Annotated in this window: 18 protein-coding genes and 1 tRNA gene; 9 read left to right on the top strand and 10 right to left on the bottom strand. The window is 66.8% G+C overall.

Annotated features, from left to right (window positions below; genetic code table 11):
* The first annotated feature begins 20 nt into the window (after positions 1-20).
* The 3 genes from ACODSM_RS04500 to ACODSM_RS04510 all read left to right on the top strand — a co-directional run bounded on the left by ACODSM_RS04500 (position 21) and on the right by ACODSM_RS04510 (position 2,267).
* Positions 21-704 (top strand): response regulator, encoded by a 684-nt coding sequence (locus tag ACODSM_RS04500; RefSeq protein ID WP_015012241.1) that lies wholly within the window; start codon positions 21-23, stop codon positions 702-704.
* A gap of 60 nt (positions 705-764) precedes the next feature.
* Positions 765-840 (top strand) — tRNA-Phe (locus ACODSM_RS04505).
* Between the two features lie 173 nt (positions 841-1,013).
* Positions 1,014-2,267 carry an Hsp70 family protein gene (locus ACODSM_RS04510; protein ID WP_488804454.1) on the top strand — a complete coding sequence of 418 codons (1,254 nt, stop codon included), beginning with the start codon at positions 1,014-1,016 and terminating at the stop codon, positions 2,265-2,267.
* 101 nt (positions 2,268-2,368) lie between these two features.
* Here the strand turns inward: ACODSM_RS04510 and rsmI are convergent, their stop codons facing one another.
* Positions 2,369-3,298, bottom strand: a complete 930-nt coding sequence (gene rsmI, locus ACODSM_RS04515; RefSeq protein WP_488804455.1) for a 16S rRNA (cytidine(1402)-2'-O)-methyltransferase — start codon at positions 3,296-3,298, stop codon at positions 2,369-2,371.
* On the opposite strand from rsmI, the gene ACODSM_RS04520 reads away from it, so the two are divergent.
* The 3 genes from ACODSM_RS04520 to ACODSM_RS04530 all read left to right on the top strand — a co-directional run bounded on the left by ACODSM_RS04520 (position 3,298) and on the right by ACODSM_RS04530 (position 5,060).
* Positions 3,298-3,708: a YraN family protein gene (locus ACODSM_RS04520; protein ID WP_488804456.1), complete on the top strand. Its 411-nt coding sequence runs from the start codon at positions 3,298-3,300 to the stop codon at positions 3,706-3,708. The two genes, rsmI and ACODSM_RS04520, sit on opposite strands and share 1 nt — an antisense overlap.
* Positions 3,709-3,798: 90 nt before the next feature.
* Complete coding sequence (locus ACODSM_RS04525) at positions 3,799-4,398, top strand: SIS domain-containing protein (RefSeq protein WP_015012252.1); 600 nt, start codon at positions 3,799-3,801, stop codon at positions 4,396-4,398.
* Positions 4,395-5,060, top strand: a complete 666-nt coding sequence (locus tag ACODSM_RS04530) for a BON domain-containing protein (protein WP_488804457.1) — start codon at positions 4,395-4,397, stop codon at positions 5,058-5,060. The genes ACODSM_RS04525 and ACODSM_RS04530 overlap by 4 nt, the downstream gene beginning before the upstream one ends.
* A 127-nt stretch (positions 5,061-5,187) precedes the next feature.
* Here the strand turns inward: ACODSM_RS04530 and ACODSM_RS04535 are convergent, their stop codons facing one another.
* From ACODSM_RS04535 to ACODSM_RS04550, 4 genes are all read right to left on the bottom strand, one after another.
* Entirely contained in the window at positions 5,188-6,102 is a 915-nt protein-coding gene (locus ACODSM_RS04535) for an NAD(P)-dependent oxidoreductase (protein ID WP_488804458.1), read from the bottom strand.
* 99 nt (positions 6,103-6,201) lie between these two features.
* Positions 6,202-7,338, bottom strand: coding sequence for a PilT/PilU family type 4a pilus ATPase (locus ACODSM_RS04540; protein ID WP_488804459.1), 1,137 nt, complete (start codon positions 7,336-7,338; stop codon positions 6,202-6,204).
* A 58-nt stretch (positions 7,339-7,396) separates the two neighbouring features.
* Complete coding sequence (locus ACODSM_RS04545) at positions 7,397-8,032, bottom strand: Crp/Fnr family transcriptional regulator (RefSeq protein WP_015012256.1); 636 nt, start codon at positions 8,030-8,032, stop codon at positions 7,397-7,399.
* 67 nt (positions 8,033-8,099) lie between these two features.
* Complete coding sequence (locus ACODSM_RS04550; RefSeq protein WP_015012257.1) at positions 8,100-9,143, bottom strand: type IV pilus twitching motility protein PilT; 1,044 nt, start codon at positions 9,141-9,143, stop codon at positions 8,100-8,102.
* Positions 9,144-9,180: 37 nt separating this feature from the next.
* On the opposite strand from ACODSM_RS04550, the gene ACODSM_RS04555 reads away from it, so the two are divergent.
* On the top strand, positions 9,181-9,900 hold the full coding sequence (locus ACODSM_RS04555) for a YggS family pyridoxal phosphate-dependent enzyme (RefSeq protein WP_488804460.1): 720 nt from the start codon (positions 9,181-9,183) through the stop codon (positions 9,898-9,900).
* Positions 9,901-9,906: 6 nt separating this feature from the next.
* Here the strand turns inward: ACODSM_RS04555 and ltaE are convergent, their stop codons facing one another.
* From ltaE to ACODSM_RS04570, 3 genes are all read right to left on the bottom strand, one after another.
* On the bottom strand, positions 9,907-10,977 hold the full coding sequence (ltaE, locus tag ACODSM_RS04560; protein WP_488804461.1) for a low-specificity L-threonine aldolase: 1,071 nt from the start codon (positions 10,975-10,977) through the stop codon (positions 9,907-9,909).
* Between the two features lie 109 nt (positions 10,978-11,086).
* On the bottom strand, positions 11,087-12,334 hold the full coding sequence (locus ACODSM_RS04565; RefSeq protein ID WP_488804462.1) for a branched-chain amino acid ABC transporter substrate-binding protein: 1,248 nt from the start codon (positions 12,332-12,334) through the stop codon (positions 11,087-11,089).
* A gap of 53 nt (positions 12,335-12,387) precedes the next feature.
* Positions 12,388-13,038: a TetR/AcrR family transcriptional regulator gene (locus ACODSM_RS04570; protein WP_309827181.1), complete on the bottom strand. Its 651-nt coding sequence runs from the start codon at positions 13,036-13,038 to the stop codon at positions 12,388-12,390.
* A gap of 144 nt (positions 13,039-13,182) precedes the next feature.
* Between ACODSM_RS04570 and ACODSM_RS04575 the strand changes: the two genes are divergently transcribed.
* Both ACODSM_RS04575 and ACODSM_RS04580 read left to right on the top strand, forming a co-directional pair.
* A complete protein-coding gene (locus ACODSM_RS04575) occupies positions 13,183-14,793 on the top strand; it encodes an AMP-binding protein (RefSeq protein WP_488804463.1) in 1,611 nt (536 codons plus the stop codon).
* A gap of 68 nt (positions 14,794-14,861) precedes the next feature.
* Positions 14,862-18,149 (top strand): acetyl-CoA carboxylase family protein, encoded by a 3,288-nt coding sequence (locus tag ACODSM_RS04580; protein ID WP_488804464.1) that lies wholly within the window; start codon positions 14,862-14,864, stop codon positions 18,147-18,149.
* Between the two features lie 19 nt (positions 18,150-18,168).
* Here ACODSM_RS04580 and ACODSM_RS04585 read toward each other — a convergent pair whose 3' ends face one another.
* Both ACODSM_RS04585 and ACODSM_RS04590 read right to left on the bottom strand, forming a co-directional pair.
* Positions 18,169-18,780 carry a LysE family translocator gene (locus tag ACODSM_RS04585; protein WP_488804465.1) on the bottom strand — a complete coding sequence of 204 codons (612 nt, stop codon included), beginning with the start codon at positions 18,778-18,780 and terminating at the stop codon, positions 18,169-18,171.
* A 99-nt stretch (positions 18,781-18,879) separates the two neighbouring features.
* Entirely contained in the window at positions 18,880-19,689 is an 810-nt protein-coding gene (locus ACODSM_RS04590) for a helix-turn-helix transcriptional regulator (RefSeq protein ID WP_488804466.1), read from the bottom strand.
* Positions 19,690-19,700: the final 11 nt, after the last annotated feature.

Consider the following 19,700-nt stretch of genomic DNA (forward strand, 5'->3'; position numbering starts at 1 on the left):
CCCAAGGCGCTTCAACACACATGGCAAACATTCTGGTGGTCGACGATGAGCTCGGCATTCGTGATCTGCTGTCGGAAATACTGAACGACGAAGGTCACAGCGTAGACCTCGCAGAAAATGCGACCCAGGCCCGAGCCGCCCGGGCAGGCAACAGCTATGACCTGGTGCTGCTGGACATCTGGATGCCCGACACCGACGGCGTCTCGCTGCTCAAGGAATGGGCCACTGCCGGCGTGCTCACCATGCCGGTCATCATGATGAGTGGCCACGCCACCATCGACACGGCGGTGGAGGCCACGCGCATCGGCGCCTTCTCGTTCCTCGAAAAGCCCATCACCCTGCAAAAGCTGCTCAAGGCCGTGGAGCAGGGACTGGCCCGCAATGCCGCCCACCAAGCCGCTCCCGTGGCCGCGGTCGCTGCGCCCGCAGCCGCCCCGGCTGACCCGACCTTTTCGCAGCTGCCCGCCGTTTCGGCGGTGATGGCCGGAGTGGACCCTGGCCCGCACGCCCACCAGGGCTTCGACCTGGACCGCCCCCTGCGCGAAGCGCGCGACGGTTTCGAGAAGGCCTACTTCGAATTCCACCTGGCCCGTGAAGGCGGCTCCATGACGCGCGTGGCCGAAAAGACGGGCCTGGAGCGCACCCACCTGTACCGCAAACTGCGCCAGCTGGGCGTGGACCTGGGACGCGGCAAGCGCGGCTGATCAATTAATTTGTGTCTTTTGCCAGAAACGCTGTTTTTTCTGGCTATAATTTGAGGCTCAGGCCCGGTAGCTCAGTCGGTAGAGCAGAGGATTGAAAATCCTTGTGTCGGTGGTTCGATTCCGCCCCAGGCCACCAAACAAAAGCCCTTGATTTGCAAAAATCAAGGGCTTTTTCAATTGCGTGCTGCCAACGCGGGTCACGCCCGCAAAGCCTGTGTTGCACCCTGCAGCCCTGCTGTGCGTGTCCTCCGTGCCTGCCGCCAGCCACCGCGCGCTGCATTTCTTGTTGTCTCTCTCCCCACTTCTCCCATGCCCCTTTTGCAGGACGTCACGCTTGGTATCGACTTTGGCACTTCCAATTCCGCGATGGCGGTACGGCAAGGGGCGAGCCTGTCGCGAATGGTGGCGCTGGAGGGGGATGCGCCTACGCTGCCCACGGCGCTGTTCTTCAACGCTGAAGACCAACGCACTCACTTTGGGCGCGATGCGGTGGCGCAGTACCTGGCGGGCACCGAAGGGCGGCTGATGCGCTCGCTCAAGAGCCTGCTGGGCAGCGCGCTGCTGCAGGACAAGACGGCGGTACACAACCAAATGGTCAGCTACCAGGACATCATCGGGCTCTTCTTGCGGATGCTGGCGCAGAAGGCCCGTGACGCGCTGGGGGGCCTGCCCGCGCGGGTGGTGATGGGGCGGCCGGTGCATTTTGTGGATGGCGACGCCGCGCGCGATCAGCAGGCCGAGGACGCGTTGCGCCAGGCCGCGCTGTCGGCAGGGTTCGAGAACGTGAGTTTTCAGTTCGAGCCCATCGCCGCCGCGCTGGACTACGAGCAGCGGATCGACCGCGAGTCGCTGGTGCTGGTGGTGGACATTGGCGGCGGCACCTCGGACTTCACCGTGGTGCGCCTGGGCCCCGAGCGCATGGCTCGGGCCGATCGCAGCAGCGACGTACTGGCCACGACCGGCGTGCACATCGGCGGCACGGACTTTGACCGGCGCCTGAGCCTGGACCTGCTCATGCCGCTGCTGGGCTTTCGCCACATCGGCCCGTCGGGGCGCGAGGTGCCCAGCCGCGTGTTTTTTGACCTCTCGACCTGGCACCTGATCCAGTGGCTGTATTCGCCGCGCGCGCTGCGCGACGCGCAGAACCTGCGCACCGACTATGCCGACGCTGCTCTGCATGCCCGGCTGATGCGGGTGCTGAACGAGCGGCTGGGCCACCGCCTGGCCAACACGGTGGAGCAGGCGAAGATCGCTGCGTCTCTGGCCGATGCCGAGGCGCCCATGCCGCTGGATTGGGTGGAGGCCGGGCTCAGCGCTGCGGTCACGCCGCCCGGATTGGCTCAGTCCCTGGCGCAGCCACTGGACCAGGTGGTGGCTTGCGCCCGCGACTGCCTGCAACTGGCGGGCCTGGACGATGATGGGGTGGACGCGATCTACCCGACCGGGGGCTCGTCAGCGCTGCGACCCTTGCGGCAGGCGCTGCGCACGGCGTTTCCAGCGATCCCGCAGGTGGAAGGCGATCTGTTCGGCGGGGTGGCTGCGGGTCTGGCGGTGTCGCGGTAGTCACGCACTTCAGGTTGCTATCAATTGGATAGCTGTCGGGGCATGTTGCACTAGCGCAACCGCCCGAAAATGCCCAAAACGCCGCCCAGAAGCCCCTGGCGTCAGTCTTGCGCGCCGTCTTCGCGCTTCCACTCCAGCGCGGTGTCGTACAGCACGTTGCGCGATGCGCCCGTGATCTCGGCGGCCAGGCGCACGGCGGTCTTCAGGGGCAGCTCGGCCAACAACAGGCGCAGCACGCGGTGGCTGTCGCCCGCGTCGCTGACCACGGGCACCGGGTGCAGCAGCACCACAAACTCGCCGCGCGAGCGCTGGGGTGACCCATCCAGCCACGCGGTCAGCGCCTGTGCGGGTTGGGTGGTGACTTCTTCAAACTGCTTGGTCAGCTCGCGCGCCAGGGTGACGGGGCGCTCGCCCAGCACGGCCAGGGCCTGGGCCAGCTCGCCGATGCGGTGCGGCGCTTCGAGCAGCACCACGCACCGGGGTTCGTGGGCCAGCTGCTGGGCAATCACGTTGGCGCGCTCCGCGTTCTTGACGGGCAGGAAGCCTGCAAACACAAACCCGCCATGCTCGGTGCTGTGGGCCACGGCACCCGCCACGCTCAGTGCGGTGGTGATGCTGCTCGCGCCCGGCAGCGGTACGGCGCGCAGGCCTGCGGCCTGCACGGCAGCCACCAGGCGTGCGCCGGGGTCGCTCACGCCGGGAGTGCCTGCGTCGCTCACATAGGCTACGCGCTGGCCTTGCTGCAGTCGGTGCACCACGTTCTGCGCGGCTTCGGCCTCGTTGTGCTGGTGCACGGCCAGCAACTGGCTGGCGCTCTTGTCAATGCCATAGGCGCGCAGCATGGACTGCGTGTGGCGCGTGTCCTCGCAAGCCACCGTGTCGGCCAGCTGCAGCACGTGCAGGGCCCGCAGGGTGATGTCGGCGAGGTTGCCGATGGGCGTGGCCACTGCATACAGCGCGCCCTGCGGATAATGCTGCGCAGCGGCGGCGTCGTGCGCCGCGCTCTGGGCTGAAGCGAAAGATGCGCTCAATGAATTTCCTTGGAAAAAGACCACCCGCCGCTGCCACCCCAGGGGTTGCCAAAAAAGCCACCACACGCGATCGGGGCAATGCGGCAGAGGATCAGGCCTTGGCCCATCTGCAGGCGGCTGGCCTGCAACTGGCGGTGCGCAATTATCGGACGCCTGGGCGCGGTGGGGGCGAGATCGATCTGGTGATGCGCGACCGGGACGGCACCCTGGTGTTTGTGGAGGTGCGCAGCCGCACGCACTGCGGCTTTGGCGGCGCCGGGGCCAGCATCAGCGCGATCAAGCAGCAGCGCATCATCTTTGCCGCACGGCACTACCTGATGCGCTTGCCGTCGCCACCGCCCTGCCGTTTTGATGTGGTGCTGGTGGAGGAGGGCGTGCAGTGGATCAAGGCAGCGTTCGATGCGCAGTAGCGGCATGCGACCCGCTGGCCGCCAGCGCAATGCAGGTGGCTACCCTTTGCTACAAAAGCTGTAACACGCGGCAGGTATCATCGGGCCCTCATGCTTGAGCAACGCATCCAACAGCATTTCATCGACAGCGCCGACCTGAAGTACCAGGCCGCGCAAACCCTGAGCCACCCTATTGCCGCTGCCGTACAGGCCGTGCTGGCCTGCGTGACCAGCGGCGGCAAGGTGCTGGCCTGTGGCAATGGCCCATCGGCAGCCGAGGCGCAGCAGTTTGCCGCCTTCTGCGTGGCGGGCTTTGAACGCGAACGCCCCGAGCTGGCCGCGTTGGCGCTCACCTCTGACAACACGCTGCTCACGGCGGCTGCGGGCAGCCACGATGCCACCCAGCAGTTTGCGCGCCAGGTGCGTGCCCTGGGCCAGGCGGGTGATGTGCTGCTGGCCCTGACGGTGCATGGCAACGACCCTAACCTGCTGGCCGCCACCGAGGCCGCGCACGAGCGCGACATGACGGTGGTGGTGCTGGCCGGCCGCACCGGTGGCAAGCTGGCCGCCATGCTGCGGGAGACCGACGTTTTGATCAGCGTGCCCCACGACCGTGCTGCACGCGTGCGCGAAGTCCACACGCTGGTGCTGCACTGCCTCAGTGACGGCGTGGACGCACAGTTACTTGGTGAACAGGAGATTCCACTATGACCCCGAAAACCCTGAACCGCACCCGCCGCGTGGTGGGCACTGCCCTGACTGCCGCCACGCTGGCCGCGGCACTATCGGCCTGCGCGCCCCTGATCGTGGGCGGCGCCGTGGTCGGCGGCGTGATGGCGGTAGACCGCCGCACGGCCGGCACCCAGATCGAAGACGAAGGCATCGAGCTGCGCGCTGCCAATCGAATCCGCGAGACCCTGGGCGACCGGGCCCACGTCAATGTGACCAGCTACAACCGCCAGGCATTGCTGACCGGTGAAGTCGCCACGGCCCAGGACCGCCAGGCGGTGGAGCAGATGGTGTCGCAGGTGGAAAACGTGCGCTCGGTCGTCAACGATCTGGCCGTGATGCCCCCTTCCACGCTGAGCCAGCGGTCCACGGACACCTTCATCACCGGCAAGGTGCGCGCGAGCTTGGTGGACGCCCAGGACATCTCGGCCAACTCCTTCAAGGTGGTGACGGAGCGCAACACCGTTTACCTGATGGGCCGTGTGTCACAGCGTGAGGCCAACCGCGCCACGGACATCGCCCGGGGCGTGACCGATGTGCGCAAGGTGGTGCGCGTGTTCGAGATCGTTTCAGAAGAAGAGCTGCGCCGCATCGCGCCGCAGCCTGCGCCAGTCACCACGGACACCAAGCCGGCTGGCGGCTAAGGCCGAGCATCAGACCGCAGGGTCCAAGTCCCAGACCGCAGCGCGTGGTCTGGGACTTTTTTATTGGTGTGTAGCGTGGGAGCCCGCCGCTCCGCTGCTCTGCCACACGTCGCCGGTGGTTGCGGGGTTACTTCAAACGCTGAATCAGGCTGGACGTATCCCAGCGGTTGCCACCCATCTTTTGCACATCGGCGTAGAACTGGTCCACCAGCGCCGTCACGGGCACGCGCGATCCGTTGCGCTTGGCTTCATCCAGCACCAGGCCCAGGTCCTTTCGCATCCAGTCCACCGCAAAGCCGAAGTCGAACTTGCCGTCCACCATGGTCTTGCCACGGTTGTCCATCTGCCAGCTCTGGGCCGCGCCCTTGCCGATCACGTCCAGCACCTGCTTCATGTCCAGCCCGGCGTTCTGGCCAAACGCTACGGCTTCTGACAGGGCCTGCACCAGCCCGGCGATGCAGATCTGGTTGACCATCTTGGCCAACTGGCCCGAGCCGCTGGCGCCCAGCAGCGTGAAGGCGCGCGAGAACGCCATGGCCACGCGCTGAGCGGCCTCGAAGGCAGCGGCATCACCGCCGCACATCACCGTGAGCATGCCGTTCTGTGCGCCCGCCTGGCCGCCCGACACGGGGGCATCCACAAACTGCAGGCCCAGGGCTTGGGCAGCAGCGTACAGCTCGCGCGCCACCTCGGCCGATGCGGTGGTGTGGTCCACAAAAATGGCGCCTGGCTTCATTCCTGCAAAGGCGCCGTCCGCGCCCAGCGTGACAGAGCGCAGGTCGTCGTCATTGCCCACACAGCAGAACACTATGTCGGCGCCTGCGGCCGCCTCGCGGGGCGTCGCTGCATGATTGGGGGCTTTGGTGCCCGCATATTCTGCGCACCATGCTACGGATTTGGTAGCGGTGCGGTTATACACCGTGACTTCATGACCGGCCAGCGCCAGATGGCCAGCCATGGGGTAGCCCATCACGCCCAGGCCCAGAAAGGCGACCTTGCGGGAAGGGGTTGCGTCGTAATTGCGGGGATTGGTGCTTGGCATGGTGTGATCGCGTGATGAGCTGAAAGTATGGGTCAAAACGAAAACCCGCCCAGAAGGGCGGGTGAAGCGGGGCGAAGGCGTGCGGAGCTTGCTCTGGCGTCACACGATCGCGAAATGCTCGGTGCCCTGCGCCAGGTCGGGCGACTTGGCGCGCTGGCTGTTGAGCTTGATCTGCAGGCGCAGGTCGTTGAGCGAGTCGGCATTGCGTAGCGCGTCTTCGTAGCTGATGACGTTGGCCTCGTAGGCATCGAACAACGCCTGGTCGAAGGTCTGCATGCCCAGGTTGCGGCTCTTCTTCATGATCTCCTTGATCTCGGAGACCTCGCCCTTGAAGATCAGGTCGGAGATCAGCGGGGTGTTGAGCATCACCTCCACCGCCGCAGCGCGGCCCTTGCCGTCCTGCTTGGGGATCAGGCGCTGCGAGATCATGGCGCGCAGGTTGAGCGACAGGTCCATCAGCAACTGGGCGCGGCGTTCTTCAGGGAAGAAGTTGATGATCCGGTCCAGCGCCTGGTTGGCGCTGTTGGCGTGCAGCGTGGCCAGGCACAAGTGCCCGGTTTCGGCAAACGCCACCGCATGCTCCATGGTCTCGCGGTCGCGGATTTCGCCCATCAGGATCACGTCGGGCGCCTGCCGCAACGTGTTCTTCAGGGCGGCTTCCCAGCTGTCGGTGTCCAGGCCCACTTCGCGCTGCGTGACCACGCAGTTCTTGTGCGGGTGCACAAATTCGATAGGGTCTTCCACCGTGATGATGTGGCCGAACGAGTTCTCGTTGCGCCAGTCCACCATGGCGGCCAGCGTGGTGGATTTGCCCGAGCCCGTGGCACCCACCAGGATGCACAGGCCACGCTTGGTCATCGTCACTTCCTTGAGCACCTGCGGCACGCCCAGGCCGTCAATGGTCGGCAGCGTGAGCGGAATGGTCCGCAGCACCATGCCCACCTTGCCTTGCTGGATGAAGGCGTTGACGCGGAAGCGCCCAATGCCGGCGGGCGATATGGCGAAGTTGCACTCTTTCGTGCGCTCGAAGTCCGCCACCTGCTTGTCGCTCATGATGGCGCGCGCCAGCGTCAGCGTGTGGTTGGACGTGAGGGGTTGCGGCGACACCTTGGTCACCTTGCCATCGACCTTGATGGCGGGTGGAAACTCTGCCGTGATGAACAAGTCGCTGCCGTTGCGGCTCACCATCAGCTTGAGCAGGTCATTGATGAATTTACTGGCCTGATCGCGTTCCATCAGAAGTTCTCCCGGGGGTGGTCGTCTGCCGGACGATCTTGTGTCGTGGATAGGTGCATCATTTCTGGTTGTCGCTCAGGCGTGCGCTCACCACGCGCAGGCGCAGCGACAGCTTGCGCGCCAGCAGGGCAATCAGGCTGGCGGCCAGTTGCGGATCCTTGGTCATCATGTCGTCCATGGCCTCGGCGGAGAGCACGGCGATCTCGCAGTCGGTCAGCGTGGTGCAGGCCGAAAAGCGGATGCCGCTGTCCAGCAGCGACATCTCGCCCAGGATGTCCCCAGGGCGTGTCTCGGCCAGACGCAATTGTTCGCCCCAAGGCTGCACGCGGTCCACGGCGATGGTGCCGGTGAGCAGCACCACCATGAAGTTGCCGTACTCATCCTGGCGAATCACGTCGCGATTGGACGGGACGGCCGCAAATTCAAAAAAGCGCTCCATGCGCTCCACAGCGTCCTTGTCCAGGTGCGCCATGTACTTGTCCTTGGCCCACAGGCCTTGCAGCAGTTTGCCGCCCCGGCTGGTAGGCAGGCGCTTGGCGCCCACTTCCACGGCGCGCGCCTCCCATGGCACCAGCATGGAGTCGTCCACACCCTGGCCCGCAAACGCGGTGGAAAACAACACGGAATCCGTGTGGTCGTCCGATGGCTTGCCGCTGCGGGCTTTCATTTTCAGAAGGCTCAAAATGCCTTTCATATCGCGCTCCGGTATGCGGCGCCTGCAGGGGCCGCAAAGTCGTTCATGGGGGTGTGCTGTCGGGGGCTCAGCCGGGGAAGTTCTCGGGGATCTTGGCCTTGCTGCGTGCTTCGGCCGGACTGATGATGTTGCGGCGCACGAGGTCGGTCAGGTTCTGGTCCAGCGTCTGCATGCCCACACTGTTGCTGGTCTGGATGGTGGAATACATCTGCGCCACCTTGGCCTCGCGGATCAGGTTGCGGATGGCGCTGGTGCCCAGCATGATCTCGTGCGCAGCCACCCGGCCGGAGCCGTCCTTGGTCTTGCACAGCGTTTGCGAGATCACGGCCTGCAGCGATTCGGACAACATCGCACGGACCATTTCCTTTTCTTCGGCGGGGAACACGTCGATGATCCGGTCGATGGTCTTGGCGGCGCTCGAGGTGTGCAGCGTACCGAACACCAAGTGGCCCGTTTCAGCAGCCGTCATGGCCAGGCGGATGGTTTCCAAGTCGCGCATTTCGCCCACCAGAATGGCGTCCGGGTCTTCGCGCAGTGCGGACTTCAGGGCCGCCGCGAACGACAGCGTCATCGGGCCGACTTCACGCTGGTTGATCAGGCACTTCTTGGACTCGTGCACGAATTCGATCGGGTCTTCCACCGTGAGGATGTGGCCGTATTCGGATTCGTTGAGGTAGTTGACCATGGCGGCCAGCGTGGTGGACTTGCCCGAGCCCGTGGGGCCGGTCACCAGCACCAGGCCCCGTGGCTTCAAGGCCAGGTCGCCAAAGATCTTTGGGGCGTTGAGCTGCTCCAGCGTCAGGATCTTGCTCGGAATCGTCCGGAACACGGCGGCCGCGCCCCGGTTCTGGTTGAAGGCGTTGACGCGGAAGCGGGCCAGGCCTTCGATCTCGAAGGAAAAGTCCACCTCCAGGAACTCTTCATACGTCTTGCGCTGCGCGTCACTCATGATGTCGTACACCATGGCGTGCACCGTCTTGTGGTCCAGCGCATCGACGTTGATGCGCCGCACGTCGCCGTGGACCCGGATCATGGGCGGCAGACCGGCGGAGAGGTGCAGGTCGGAGGCCTTGTTCTTCACGCTGAACGCGAGCAATTGGGTAATGTCCACGGAGTCCCTCTATCGTTTGGTACGCTTATCAAACATTATGACCACGATTGCTAACAACCTCCAACAGGTTATGGGCAGGATCGCCCAGGCGTGCCAGGCCGCCGGGCGCGACCCGGCCCAGGTGGGCCTGCTGGCCGTTTCCAAAACCTTTGGCGCCGATGCGGTGCTGGAGGCAGTGGCCGCTGGCCAGCGCGCCTTTGGCGAGAACTACATCCAGGAGGGCGTGGACAAGATCGCTGCCGTGCGGGCGGCCTTGCCCGGCGCAGCGCTGCAGTGGCACTGCATTGGCCCCATTCAGAGCAACAAGACGCGCCCGGTGGCCGAGGACTTCGACTGGGTGCACACGGTGGATCGGCTCAAGATCGCAGAGCGCCTGTCGGCCCAGCGGCCCGATCACCTGCCGCCGCTACAGATATGTATCCAGGTCAACATCGACGGAGGCCCCACCAAGTCAGGGGTGGCCCCGGCCGAGGCCCTGGACCTGCTGCGCGCTGTCGCAAAACTGCCACGGCTGGTGGTGCGGGGGCTCATGAGTATTCCAGACCATGCTCCTGAATTTGAAGCGCAACTGGCAATCCACAGGAGCGCCAGAGCACTTTTTGATCAGGTGGCTGCACTGGGGGAGCCGGGCCTGGAACACTTCGACACCCTGTCTTTGGGCATGACGGCGGACTTGGACGCCGCCATCCAGGCGGGCAGCACCCTGGTGCGCGTGGGCACCGGGGTGTTTGGTGGACGGACCTACCCCGCCGCTTGAGCGGGTTCAGCCTGGCAGCCTGAAGCTCCCCACGCAGTCCAGCGCTGTCGTCACATCCGCCTCGCTCACATCCAGGTGCGTCACCCAGCGCAGCCGGGTGGCGCCGCCATACAGGCTGCTGGTCACACGCACGCCGTGCTGCGCCAGCCAGGCGGTGAATGCGGGCGCCACCTCTGCATGCAGGTCGGTGAAGAGGATGTTGGTCTGCCACGGCAGCACGGTGATCTTGCCTTGTAGCGCCTGATGGCTGCGGTTGGCTTCGGCCAGCCCTTGTGCCAAACGGTCCAGGCGGGCGTGGTCTTCGGCCAGGCGCCGCACATGGTGCTGCAGCGCATAGTGGCCGGCAGCCGCCAGCACACCCGCCTGCCGCATGCCACCGCCCAAAATCTTGCGGGTGCGGCGCGCCTGCCGGATGAAGTCGCGCGAGCCCAGCACCAGCGAGCCCACGGGCGCGCCCAGGCCCTTGCTCAGGCACAGCGACGCAGAATCAAAGTGGCTGCACAGCGCGCGCGCTTCGTCGTACACATCGGTGCCGTTGCGCGCGGCATTGGCCGTTGCCGCGTTGAACATGCGTGCGCCGTCCAGGTGCATGGCCAGCCCCCGGCTGCGCGCCAACTGTGCGACCTCGGCGATGTAGGCGGGCGGCAGCACCTGGCCACCGGTTGTGTTTTCCAGCACCACCAGGCGGGTGCGGGCAAAGTGCGGGTCGTCGGGCTTGATGGCGGCGGCGATGTCGGCCAGGCGCAGGGTGCCGTCGGGCTGTGTCTCCACCGGCTGGGGCTGGATGGAGCCCAGCACGGCCATGCCGCCTGCTTCCCAGCGGTAGGTGTGCCAGCTCTGGCCCACGATGGCCTCGTCGCCGCGCTGGCAGTGGCCCCACAGCGCGATCAGGTTGGTCTGCGTGCCGGAGGGGGCGAACAACGCCGCCTCAAAACCCAACAGCTCGGCCGCGTGGTCCTGCAGTGCGTTCACCGAAGGGTCGTCGGCAAACACATCGTCGCCCAGCGGGGCCTTGAACATGGCCTCGCGCATGGCTGGCGTGGGCTGGGTGACGGTGTCGCTGCGAAAGTCGGGCATGGGCGCGGTCCTTGTGGGTCTGGTCAATGAATGCAATGACCGGCCATGGTAGCGGCGGCCCGTGGCAGCTGCCGCCGTGGGGTCTACCGCGCGCTGATGCGCCGTGGTGTCAGGGTCTCGCCATCTTGCAGTCCGTGCCCTGCGCCAGCTCATTGCCGGTGTAGGCCGCATCGGTGCGGAAGCCGTAGTTCGTGCCTTCCCAGCCCACCTTCACGGCTTTGCCGTCCACCGGAGCAATGGTGTTGACCACCTGGGGCAGCAGCAGCTGGTGGTCCTCACCCCGCATGCGTACGGGGCCCACCACCGATTCCAGCGTCAGGTCTTCCAGCGCGTGGGCCACCTTCACCGGGTCGGTGGACTGGGCCTTGTTGATGGCGGCCGCCAGGAAGCGCGGCGTCATCTCGATACGCGGCGCGAGGAAATCCTTGCCCGTCTTGGCCTTGTAGGCCTTGGCCAGCGCATCCACCTTGGGAGTGTCGGCCTGGCCGGGGTGCCATTCGGCCACCCAGGTCAGCTGGCCTTGCTTGGCCTGCGACACCGCCAGCACCGTGCCCGGGATGGAGCCCGCGCTGTGGTTGAAGTAGCGCAGGTTGTAGCCCGCATCGCCTGCGGCCTTCAGCAGCAGCGTCATGTCCTGACCCCAGTTGCCGGTGATGACCGAGTCGGCCTCGCTGCTCTTGACCTTGGCGAGGTAGGGCGCAAAGTCTTTCACCCGGCCGATGGGGTGAAGTGCCTCGCCCACGAACTGGATATCCGGCCGCGCCAGACCCACCATCTCGCGGCCGTAGTGCGCCCACTGTTTGCCGTGCGCGTAGTCCTGGTTCAGCAGGTACACCTTCTTGATGTCCGGCTGCTTCTTGATGTAGTTGGCAATGGCCTTCATCTTCATGGCCGTGTTGGCCTCGAATTGGAAGTGCCAGAAGTTGCACGCCTTGCCCGTCAGCTCAGGGTCGATGGAGGAGTGGTTCAGCACCAGGATCTCCTTGCCCGGGTTGCGCTGGTTGTGGCGCGCCGCCGCCTGCACCAGTGCCGTGACCACGGAGGAGCCCGAGCCGCCCGTCACGATGGCCTTGGCGCCCTGGTCGATGGCGGCCTGCAGCGCGCTCTGGCTCTCTTGTGCCGAGAGCTTGCTGTCGAACTGCAGCAGCTGCAGCTTGGTGCCCTTGAGCACGCCGCCCTTGGCGTTGATGTCCTCGATGGCGTATTGCGTGTGGGTGAGCATCAGCTCGCCCACGTTGGCGAACGGGCCCGACAGCGGGTCGATGTAGGCGACCTTGAAGGTCTCCTGCGCGCTGGCGGGTGTGCCGATGAGTAGTGCCGCCGCAGCGGCCAGGGGAGTGAGGAACACGGTTTTCATGGGTTTTGTCTCCGGTGGTTGTTGTGCTTGGTGTAGGGGTGCTGCGGTGCGCGTCAGGCTGAGTTGCGCTTGCGGGTTCGCCGCAGCCCCAGCACACGCCAGGCCAGCTGCGCCAGCTCCTGCGCCACCTCGTCTTGCGACAGGCGGCCGTCAGGGCGGTACCAGTTGTAGAGAAAGCCGGGCAGGCTGCAGGCGGCCAGGGCGGTGATCTTGGTGTCGTTGAAATCGAACATGCCGTCCTGGCGGCCCTGTTCGAGCAGCGCGCACAGCCGGTCGTAGAAGTGGTTCGCCAGGTCCTTTTGCGCCGCCAGGTACTCGGGCCGGTACACCTGCGGCTCGCGGTACGGGAAGAAGGCCGACGGGTGGTGCTCCAGCGTGGCGCGGATCAGCCGCTCGATGCCCTCCGTCACCTTCACATGCGCAGGCCGGTCATCGTCCGCCGCAAAGTCCATCGCAGTGAAACACGCCACGGCAGGCGCCCACGATAGCGTCTCGAAGATCTCCTGCTTGTTGCGAAAGTAGTAGTACACAAAGGGCTTGGTCACGCCCAGCTGCTGCACGATCTGCTCGATGGTGGTGTTGGCGTAGCCCTGCGCATCGAACAGCGCCTCGGCCGCGCGCAAGATGCGTTCGCGCTTCTCGTCCGACCCGGCCGTGGCGGCCTTCTGGCGGCCGCTGGCCTGCACGGGGGGCTGCTGGTTCATCGGTGTCCTTTGCGCGACGTTGGAGTTATACCCATGGGTAGCATTGTTCTACCGAGCGGTATATATTGGCAAGACGCTGGCGGGTGCGAGCACCTAGCAAAAACCCCAAGAACCAGCGATTCCAGACACCTCGGAGACAACGCCATGCCTTCTGCCGCACCGCAGCTGCCGCTGCACGAACACCTGCGCCGCCACGCGCGCGAAACGCCCGACCGCATCGCCTACCTCTGGTACGGCCAGCCCCTCACCTGGGCGCAGCTCGACACAGCCAGCGATGCCTTCGCCGCGCGCCTGCAGGCGCTGGGAGTGCAGAAGGGCGAGCCCGTGGCCCTGTTCATGAACAACTGCCCCCAGTACGTGATGGCGCACTACGGCATCCAGAAGATCGGCGCCATCGTCTGCCCCTGCGGGCCGCTGAACAAAGAGCACGAGCTGGAATACCAGCTCACCGACCTGCAGGCGCGGGTGATCGTCGCGGCCGATGTGCTGCTGCCCGTGGTGGACAAGGTGCGCGCCAAGACGGCGCTGCAGCATGTGTTTGTGGTGCGCTATGCGGAGCTGCTGCCCGAGGGCGCGCCCAGCATCGACGTGCCCGCCGAGCTGCTGAACATGCGCGCCGCCATGGGCCCGGTGCCGGCGGGCTGCGAAGACTTCCTGGCCGCCACGCGCACCGGCGCGCGGCCTGCTCCCGTGGCGCTGGCGATGGACGATGTCTCGCTCATGACCTACACCTCGGGCACCACCGGCTTGCCCAAGGGCGCGATGCTGAGCTATGGCAACGCCACCTTCAAGACCGCTGCCTCCGCCGACTGCAACGGCATGACGCCGCACGAAACGCTGCTGGCCGTGGCGCCGCTGTACCACATCGCCGGCATGGTGATGGGCGTGAACCTGCCGGTCTACACCGGCGCCACGGCCGTGCTGCTGTACCGCTTTGACCCGTTGGGCGTGGCCCAGGCGCTGGAGCGCCACCGCGTGACTTGGTGGTACAGCATCGCGCCCATGAACGGCGCACTGATGCAGGTGCCGGGCGCGCGCGACATGGACTGGAGCGCGCTGCGCCGCAACCCGGTCACCAGCTTTGGCATCACCTTCACCGAGGCACTGGCCCTGCAGTGGCAGCAGTTCGCGCCCAATTGCATCTCTCACGAGGCGGCCTATGGCCTGTCCGAAACCCACACCGTGGACACCGCTATGCCGGTGGACGCGATCCGCTGGGGCACACAGGGCAAGCCCGTGCCGGGCAACACGATCCGCATCGTGAACCCCGACACCGGCGCGCCGCTGGCTGCCGGCGAGGTGGGTGAGATCACCATCCACGGCCCCGGCAACTTCAAGGGCTACTGGAACAAGCCCGAGGCCACGGCCAAGACGCTGCGTGACGGCTGGGTCTACACCGGCGACATGGGGCAAATCGACGCGGACGGCTACCTCACCTTCATCGGCCGCTTCAAGGAAATGATCAAGGTCTCGGGCTACAGCGTGTTCCCCGAAGAGGTGGAGACCCTGCTCATCAAACACCCTGCCGTGGCCCAGGCCGCCGTGATTGGCGTGCCCGATGCGGAAAAGGGCGAGGTGGTGCGCGCCTTCATCGTTAAGAAGCCCGGCCAGGACGTGGATGCCGCCGCCCTGGTGGCCTGGTGCCGCGAGAACATGGCGCCCTACAAGGCCCCGCGCGAGGTGCGCTTCATCGACGCGCTGCCCGCCACGGGCGCGGGCAAGGTGCTGCGCCGCCTGCTGCGTGATATTGATTGAATAACAAATTGACCGCTGGCGCTGGTTGAATATGCGCTGGTAGCTATAAAAAATAGAGCAACTGCCCCATGCCATCTTCTGTTCTGTTCACCAAAGTGCTGGTTGCCAACCGGGGCGAAATCGCACTGCGCACCGTACGCGCACTGCACGACCTCGGCATAGCCAGCGTGGCCGTGTATGCCGACGACGACGCCGCCAGCTCCCATGTGCAGGCGGCCAGTGCGGCCGTGGCGCTGGGTGCCACCGGCCCGGCCGCCTACCTGGACGGCGCGCGCCTCATCGCCATCGCCCAGGCGCAGGGCTGCGATGCCGTGCACCCGGGCTACGGCTTCTTGAGCGAGCGGGCCGACTTCGCCCGTGCCTGCGACGAAGCGGGGCTGCGCTTCATCGGCCCCACGCCTGCGCAACTGGCGCTGTTCGGCGACAAGGCGCAGGCCCGTGCGCTGGCGCAGCAGCACGGCGTGCCGCTCATGCCCGGCACGCAGGCGGCGGTGTCTCTGGAAGAGGCGCAGGCCTTCTTTGCGCAGCACGCCCATGCGGGCATCGTCATCAAGGCCATCGGCGGTGGCGGCGGGCGCGGCATGCGCGCGGTGGCGTCGGCCGATGACTTGCCCGCTGCCTACGCGCGCTGCCGCAGCGAGGCGCAGGCCGCCTTTGGTGTGGACGGCGTGTACGTCGAGCGCTTGATGGGCAACGCCCGCCATATCGAGGTGCAGGTGCTGGGAGACGGGCGCGAGGTGATCGCCCTGGGCGAGCGCGAATGCACGCTGCAGCGGCGCTTTCAGAAAGTGGTGGAGATCGCGCCCAGCCCCTCGCTGCCGGGCGCATTGCGTGAGCGCATCACCACGGCTGCGCTGTCCATGGCGCGCGCTGTGGATTACCAGGGCCTGGGCACCTTCGAATTTTTGGTGGACCTGGCCAGCGCCGACCTGCCCTTTGTTTTCATCGAATGCAACCCGCGCCTGCAGGTGGAGCACACGATCACCGAAGAAGTCACTGGCGTGGACCTGGTGCACGCGCAGATTGCGCTGGCGGCGGGCCGCAGGCTGCGGGACATCGGTCTCGACCCTGCCGCACCGCCCACCGTGTTGGGCTTTGCGGTTCAGTGGCGCATCAACGCCGAAACGCTGGACGCGCAGGGCAATGCCACCCCTGGCAGTGGCACGCTGCGCCGTTTTGACCTGCCCGCAGGCCCAGGCGTGCGCCTGGACACGCACGGCGCCGCAGGCGCCACGCCCTCGCCGCACTACGACACGCTGCTGGCCAAGCTCATCGTGCACACGCGCAGCCCGCGTTTTGCCGACGCGCTGCGCCGCTCGCAGCGCGCGCTGGCCGAGTGCCGCATCGAGGGCGTGGCCACCAACCTGGCGCTGCTGCAGGCGCTGGCTGCGCGGCAAGAAATGGAGAGCCAGCAGGTGCACACGCGCTGGCTGGAGTCGGTCCTGCCAGAGCTTCTGGCTGCTACCAAAGAAATAGCTGCTAAGGAATATGTGACTAGCGCTACAGGGCAAAAAGACCTGCAGATCGCCTCCGACGCACCCGAAGGCGCCGTGCTGGCTCCCATGCCCGCCCGCCTCGTGCAGCTGAGCGTGGCCGAGGGCGATGTGGTCGCCGCAGGCGCCGAGCTGGCTGTGCTCGAAGCCATGAAGATGGAGCATGTGCTGCTGGCGCCCCATGCGGGCCGCGTGGGCGCACTGTTGGCTGTAGCTGGCGGCTACGTGGTGCAGGGCCAGCCATTGCTGGTGCTGGAGGCTGTGGACGATGCGGCCAATCTAGGATTGCAGGACCACACGGCACACGACCCCGATCACATCCGCGCCGACCTGCAACGTGTCATCAACCGCCACGCCTTCACGCTCGACGCCGCACGGCCTGAGGCCATCGCCAAGCGCCACGCGCAAGGTGGCCGCTCCGCGCGCGAGAACATTGCCGACCTGTGCGACGACGGCAGCTTCATCGAATATGGCGCCCTCGCCATCGCCGCGCAGGCGCGCCGCCGCAGCAAGGAAGACCTGATTGCCAACACGCCCGCCGACGGCATGGTCACGGGCATTGGCGGCATCAACGGCGCACTGTTTGGCGAAGAGAAATCCCGCGCCGTGGTCATGTCCTACGATGCCACCGTGCTCGCAGGTACCCAGGGCGCACGCAACCACGCCAAGACCGACCGCATGCTCGGCATCGCCCTAGCGCAGAAGCTGCCCGTGGTGCTGTTTGCCGAAGGCGGCGGTGGCCGCCCGGGCGACACCGACATGCCCATTGTGGCGGGCCTGCATGTGCACACCTTCGCCAGCTACGCCGCGCTGTCGGGCCAGGTGCCGGTGATCGGCATCGCGGCGGGGCGCTGCTTTGCGGGCAACGCCGCCCTGCTGGGCTGCAGCGATGTGATCATCGCCACACGCGCCAGCAACATCGGCATGGGCGGCCCGGCCATGATCGAAGGTGGCGGCCTGGGCGTCTTCAAGCCCGAGCAGATCGGCCCCAGCCGCGTGCAGCATGCCAACGGCGTGATCGACGTGCTGGTCGATGACGAGGCCGGGGCGGTGCAGGCCGCGCGCCACTACCTGTCGTTCTTCCAGGGCCGCACATCGCAATGGTCCGCGCCCGACCAGCGCCTGCTGCGCGCCGTGGTGCCCGAGAATCGGCTGCGCGTGTACGACACCCGCACGGCAATGGCCGGCTTGGTGGACGAGGGCAGCATGCTGCTGCTGCGCACCGGCTTTGGCGCGGGTATCCACACGGCGCTGGCGCGCATCGAAGGCCGCCCTGTGGGCCTGCTGGCTAACAACCCGCAACACCTGGGCGGTGCCATCGATGCCGATGCGGCGGACAAGGGCGCGCGCTTCATGCAGCTGTGCAACGCGCATGGCCTGCCCCTCGTGAGCCTGGTGGACACGCCCGGCTTCATGGTCGGCCCCGAGGTCGAAGCCACGGCCCAGGTGCGCCACGTGAGCCGCCTGTTCGTCACCGCCGCCAGCCTGCGCGTGCCCACCTTCAGCGTGGTGCTGCGCAAGGGCTATGGCCTGGGCGCCATGGGCATGACGGCCGGTGGCTTCCATGCGCCCGTGTTCACGGTGGCGTGGCCCACGGGCGAGTTCGGCGCCATGGGGCTCGAAGGTGCCGTGCGGCTGGGTTTTCGCAAGGAGCTGGAGGCCCTGCCTGAGGGCGCCGAGCGCGACGCGCTGTTTGCCAAGCTGCTCGCCAAGTCCTACGCCAACGGCGAGGCCATGCACATGGCCGCCACGCTGGAGATCGACGCGGTGATCGACCCGGCCGACACGCGTGCGTGGCTGGCGCGCGGGCTGGCGTCGGCCCAGGTGGCGCCGCTGGGGCACCGGTTCGTCGACACCTGGTGAGCAGGGGAGGGTCGCCTGGCTAGCGCTGCATCAGCGCCAGCTTTCCCCCAAGCGCCACAAACGCTGCGGCAAAGCAGCGCCTCAGCCACACCAGCACGCTCGGGCGCTGCAGCACCTGGTCGCGAAGCCGCGCGGCAAAGACGCCGTAGCCCAGGAACACCACCAGCGTCATGGCCATGAACACCAGTGACAGCTGCGCCATGCGCTCTGCCGGCTGCGTCTCGCCCGGTGCGATGAACTGCGGCAGGAACGTGAGGAAGAACAGCGACAGCTTGGGGTTGAGCAGGTTGACGAGCATCGCCTCGGCGATGCGTCCCCCGGTGGAGCGCGCGGACGCGTCGGCGCGCACCTCCAGCGCGGCAGGGGAGCGCCAGGTGGCCCAGCCCATGTACAGCAGGTAGGCCACCCCCGCGTAGCGCAGGACGTCGAAGGCGGTGGCGCTGGCATGGAGCAGCGCGGCCAGGCCGGTGACTGCGGCCAGCAGGTGCGGCACGATGCCCAGCGTGCACCCCAGGGCCGTGACGGCCGCAGCCCGCGCGCCGCCCGACAGCCCGGCCGCCACGGTCAGCAGGGCGCCCGGCCCGGGCGAGATGACGACGACGAGGGAAGTGATGAGGAATTCGATGCCCATGGCGCTTTGAAGCCGCACAGCGGCGGCATGCTGTGGAGTGGAGAGGTCCGCAGCATCGCCGCACGCGCGGGCCCGCGTCTTGAACAAAATTGCAGCGCCTCAGCGGTGGGCGCGCAGGTAGGCGTGGGGCGTGGTGCCAAAGCTGCGCGCGAACAGGCGCGTGAGGTGGCTCTGGTCGGCAAAGCCGCTGGCGGCGGCCACCTCGGCCAGGGGCGTGCCGGCGCGCATGAGCCGCCGCGCGTGGTGCAACCGGCGCTGCACCAGGTAGGCGTGCGGCGTGAGTCCCGTGGCCTGTGCGAACTGCCGCACCAGCTGGTAGCGGCTCAGCCCGGCTTCGCGGGCCAGGTCGGCAAGGCTCCAGGCCATGGTCGGGTCGTCGTCCACCATGGCGCGGGCGTTGGCAATGGACGCGGCGATGTGCCTGCCCTTGCCCGGCGGGCGCAGCAGGCCCGCCAGAATTTGGAGCAGGCATTCCTCGACCTGCAGCGGCGCTGCCGCGTGGCGGGGGTGCCGTGTGGCGGCCGCAAACAGCGCACGGACCTGCGCGGCAAGCCGCGCATCGCGAAGGTTGGGCGCGTGGAATTCGAAGCCTGCGCCGGGCGTGCTGGGGCGCACCTCGGCCGCCAGACCGGCCACCAGGGCGGGCTCCAGGTACAGCATGCGCCAGGCGCGGCCGCCTTCGCCCAGGGGCTTGCCGTCGTGGACCTCGCCAGGGTTGACCGTGATGGTGTCGCCGGGGAGTGACTCCACCGTGCCCCGGCCGCTGAACGATTTCTGCGCCCCCCGGTCGATCACGCCCAGGCCGAACTGCAGGTGCATGTGCCTGCCGAAGGCGAAGTGCGAGTCCGCCTGCATCGCGTCGATGCCAGGCAGTGCAGTGGGCAGAAACTGGAAGGGTTTTGGCGGCATGGCGCAGCGAC

This window comes from Acidovorax sp. FG42, from assembly GCF_057809195.1.

Bases quoted from the DNA above. Each gene is read 5' to 3' on its own strand.
- ACODSM_RS04500 (WP_015012241.1), top strand. From the start codon at position 21: ATGGCAAACATTCTGGTGGTCGACGATGAGCTCGGCATTCGTGATCTG.
- ACODSM_RS04510 (WP_488804454.1), top strand. From the start codon at position 1,014: ATGCCCCTTTTGCAGGACGTCACGCTTGGTATCGACTTTGGCACTTCC.
- ACODSM_RS04520 (WP_488804456.1), top strand. From the start codon at position 3,298: ATGAATTTCCTTGGAAAAAGACCACCCGCCGCTGCCACCCCAGGGGTT.
- ACODSM_RS04525 (WP_015012252.1), top strand. From the start codon at position 3,799: ATGCTTGAGCAACGCATCCAACAGCATTTCATCGACAGCGCCGACCTG.
- ACODSM_RS04530 (WP_488804457.1), top strand. From the start codon at position 4,395: ATGACCCCGAAAACCCTGAACCGCACCCGCCGCGTGGTGGGCACTGCC.
- ACODSM_RS04535 (WP_488804458.1), bottom strand. From the start codon at position 6,102: ATGCCAAGCACCAATCCCCGCAATTACGACGCAACCCCTTCCCGCAAG.
- ACODSM_RS04540 (WP_488804459.1), bottom strand. From the start codon at position 7,338: ATGGAACGCGATCAGGCCAGTAAATTCATCAATGACCTGCTCAAGCTG.
- ACODSM_RS04545 (WP_015012256.1), bottom strand. From the start codon at position 8,032: ATGAAAGGCATTTTGAGCCTTCTGAAAATGAAAGCCCGCAGCGGCAAG.
- ACODSM_RS04555 (WP_488804460.1), top strand. From the start codon at position 9,181: ATGACCACGATTGCTAACAACCTCCAACAGGTTATGGGCAGGATCGCC.
- ltaE (WP_488804461.1), bottom strand. From the start codon at position 10,977: ATGCCCGACTTTCGCAGCGACACCGTCACCCAGCCCACGCCAGCCATG.
- ACODSM_RS04565 (WP_488804462.1), bottom strand. From the start codon at position 12,334: ATGAAAACCGTGTTCCTCACTCCCCTGGCCGCTGCGGCGGCACTACTC.
- ACODSM_RS04570 (WP_309827181.1), bottom strand. From the start codon at position 13,038: ATGAACCAGCAGCCCCCCGTGCAGGCCAGCGGCCGCCAGAAGGCCGCC.
- ACODSM_RS04575 (WP_488804463.1), top strand. From the start codon at position 13,183: ATGCCTTCTGCCGCACCGCAGCTGCCGCTGCACGAACACCTGCGCCGC.
- ACODSM_RS04580 (WP_488804464.1), top strand. From the start codon at position 14,862: ATGCCATCTTCTGTTCTGTTCACCAAAGTGCTGGTTGCCAACCGGGGC.
- ACODSM_RS04585 (WP_488804465.1), bottom strand. From the start codon at position 18,780: ATGGGCATCGAATTCCTCATCACTTCCCTCGTCGTCGTCATCTCGCCC.
- ACODSM_RS04590 (WP_488804466.1), bottom strand. From the start codon at position 19,689: ATGCCGCCAAAACCCTTCCAGTTTCTGCCCACTGCACTGCCTGGCATC.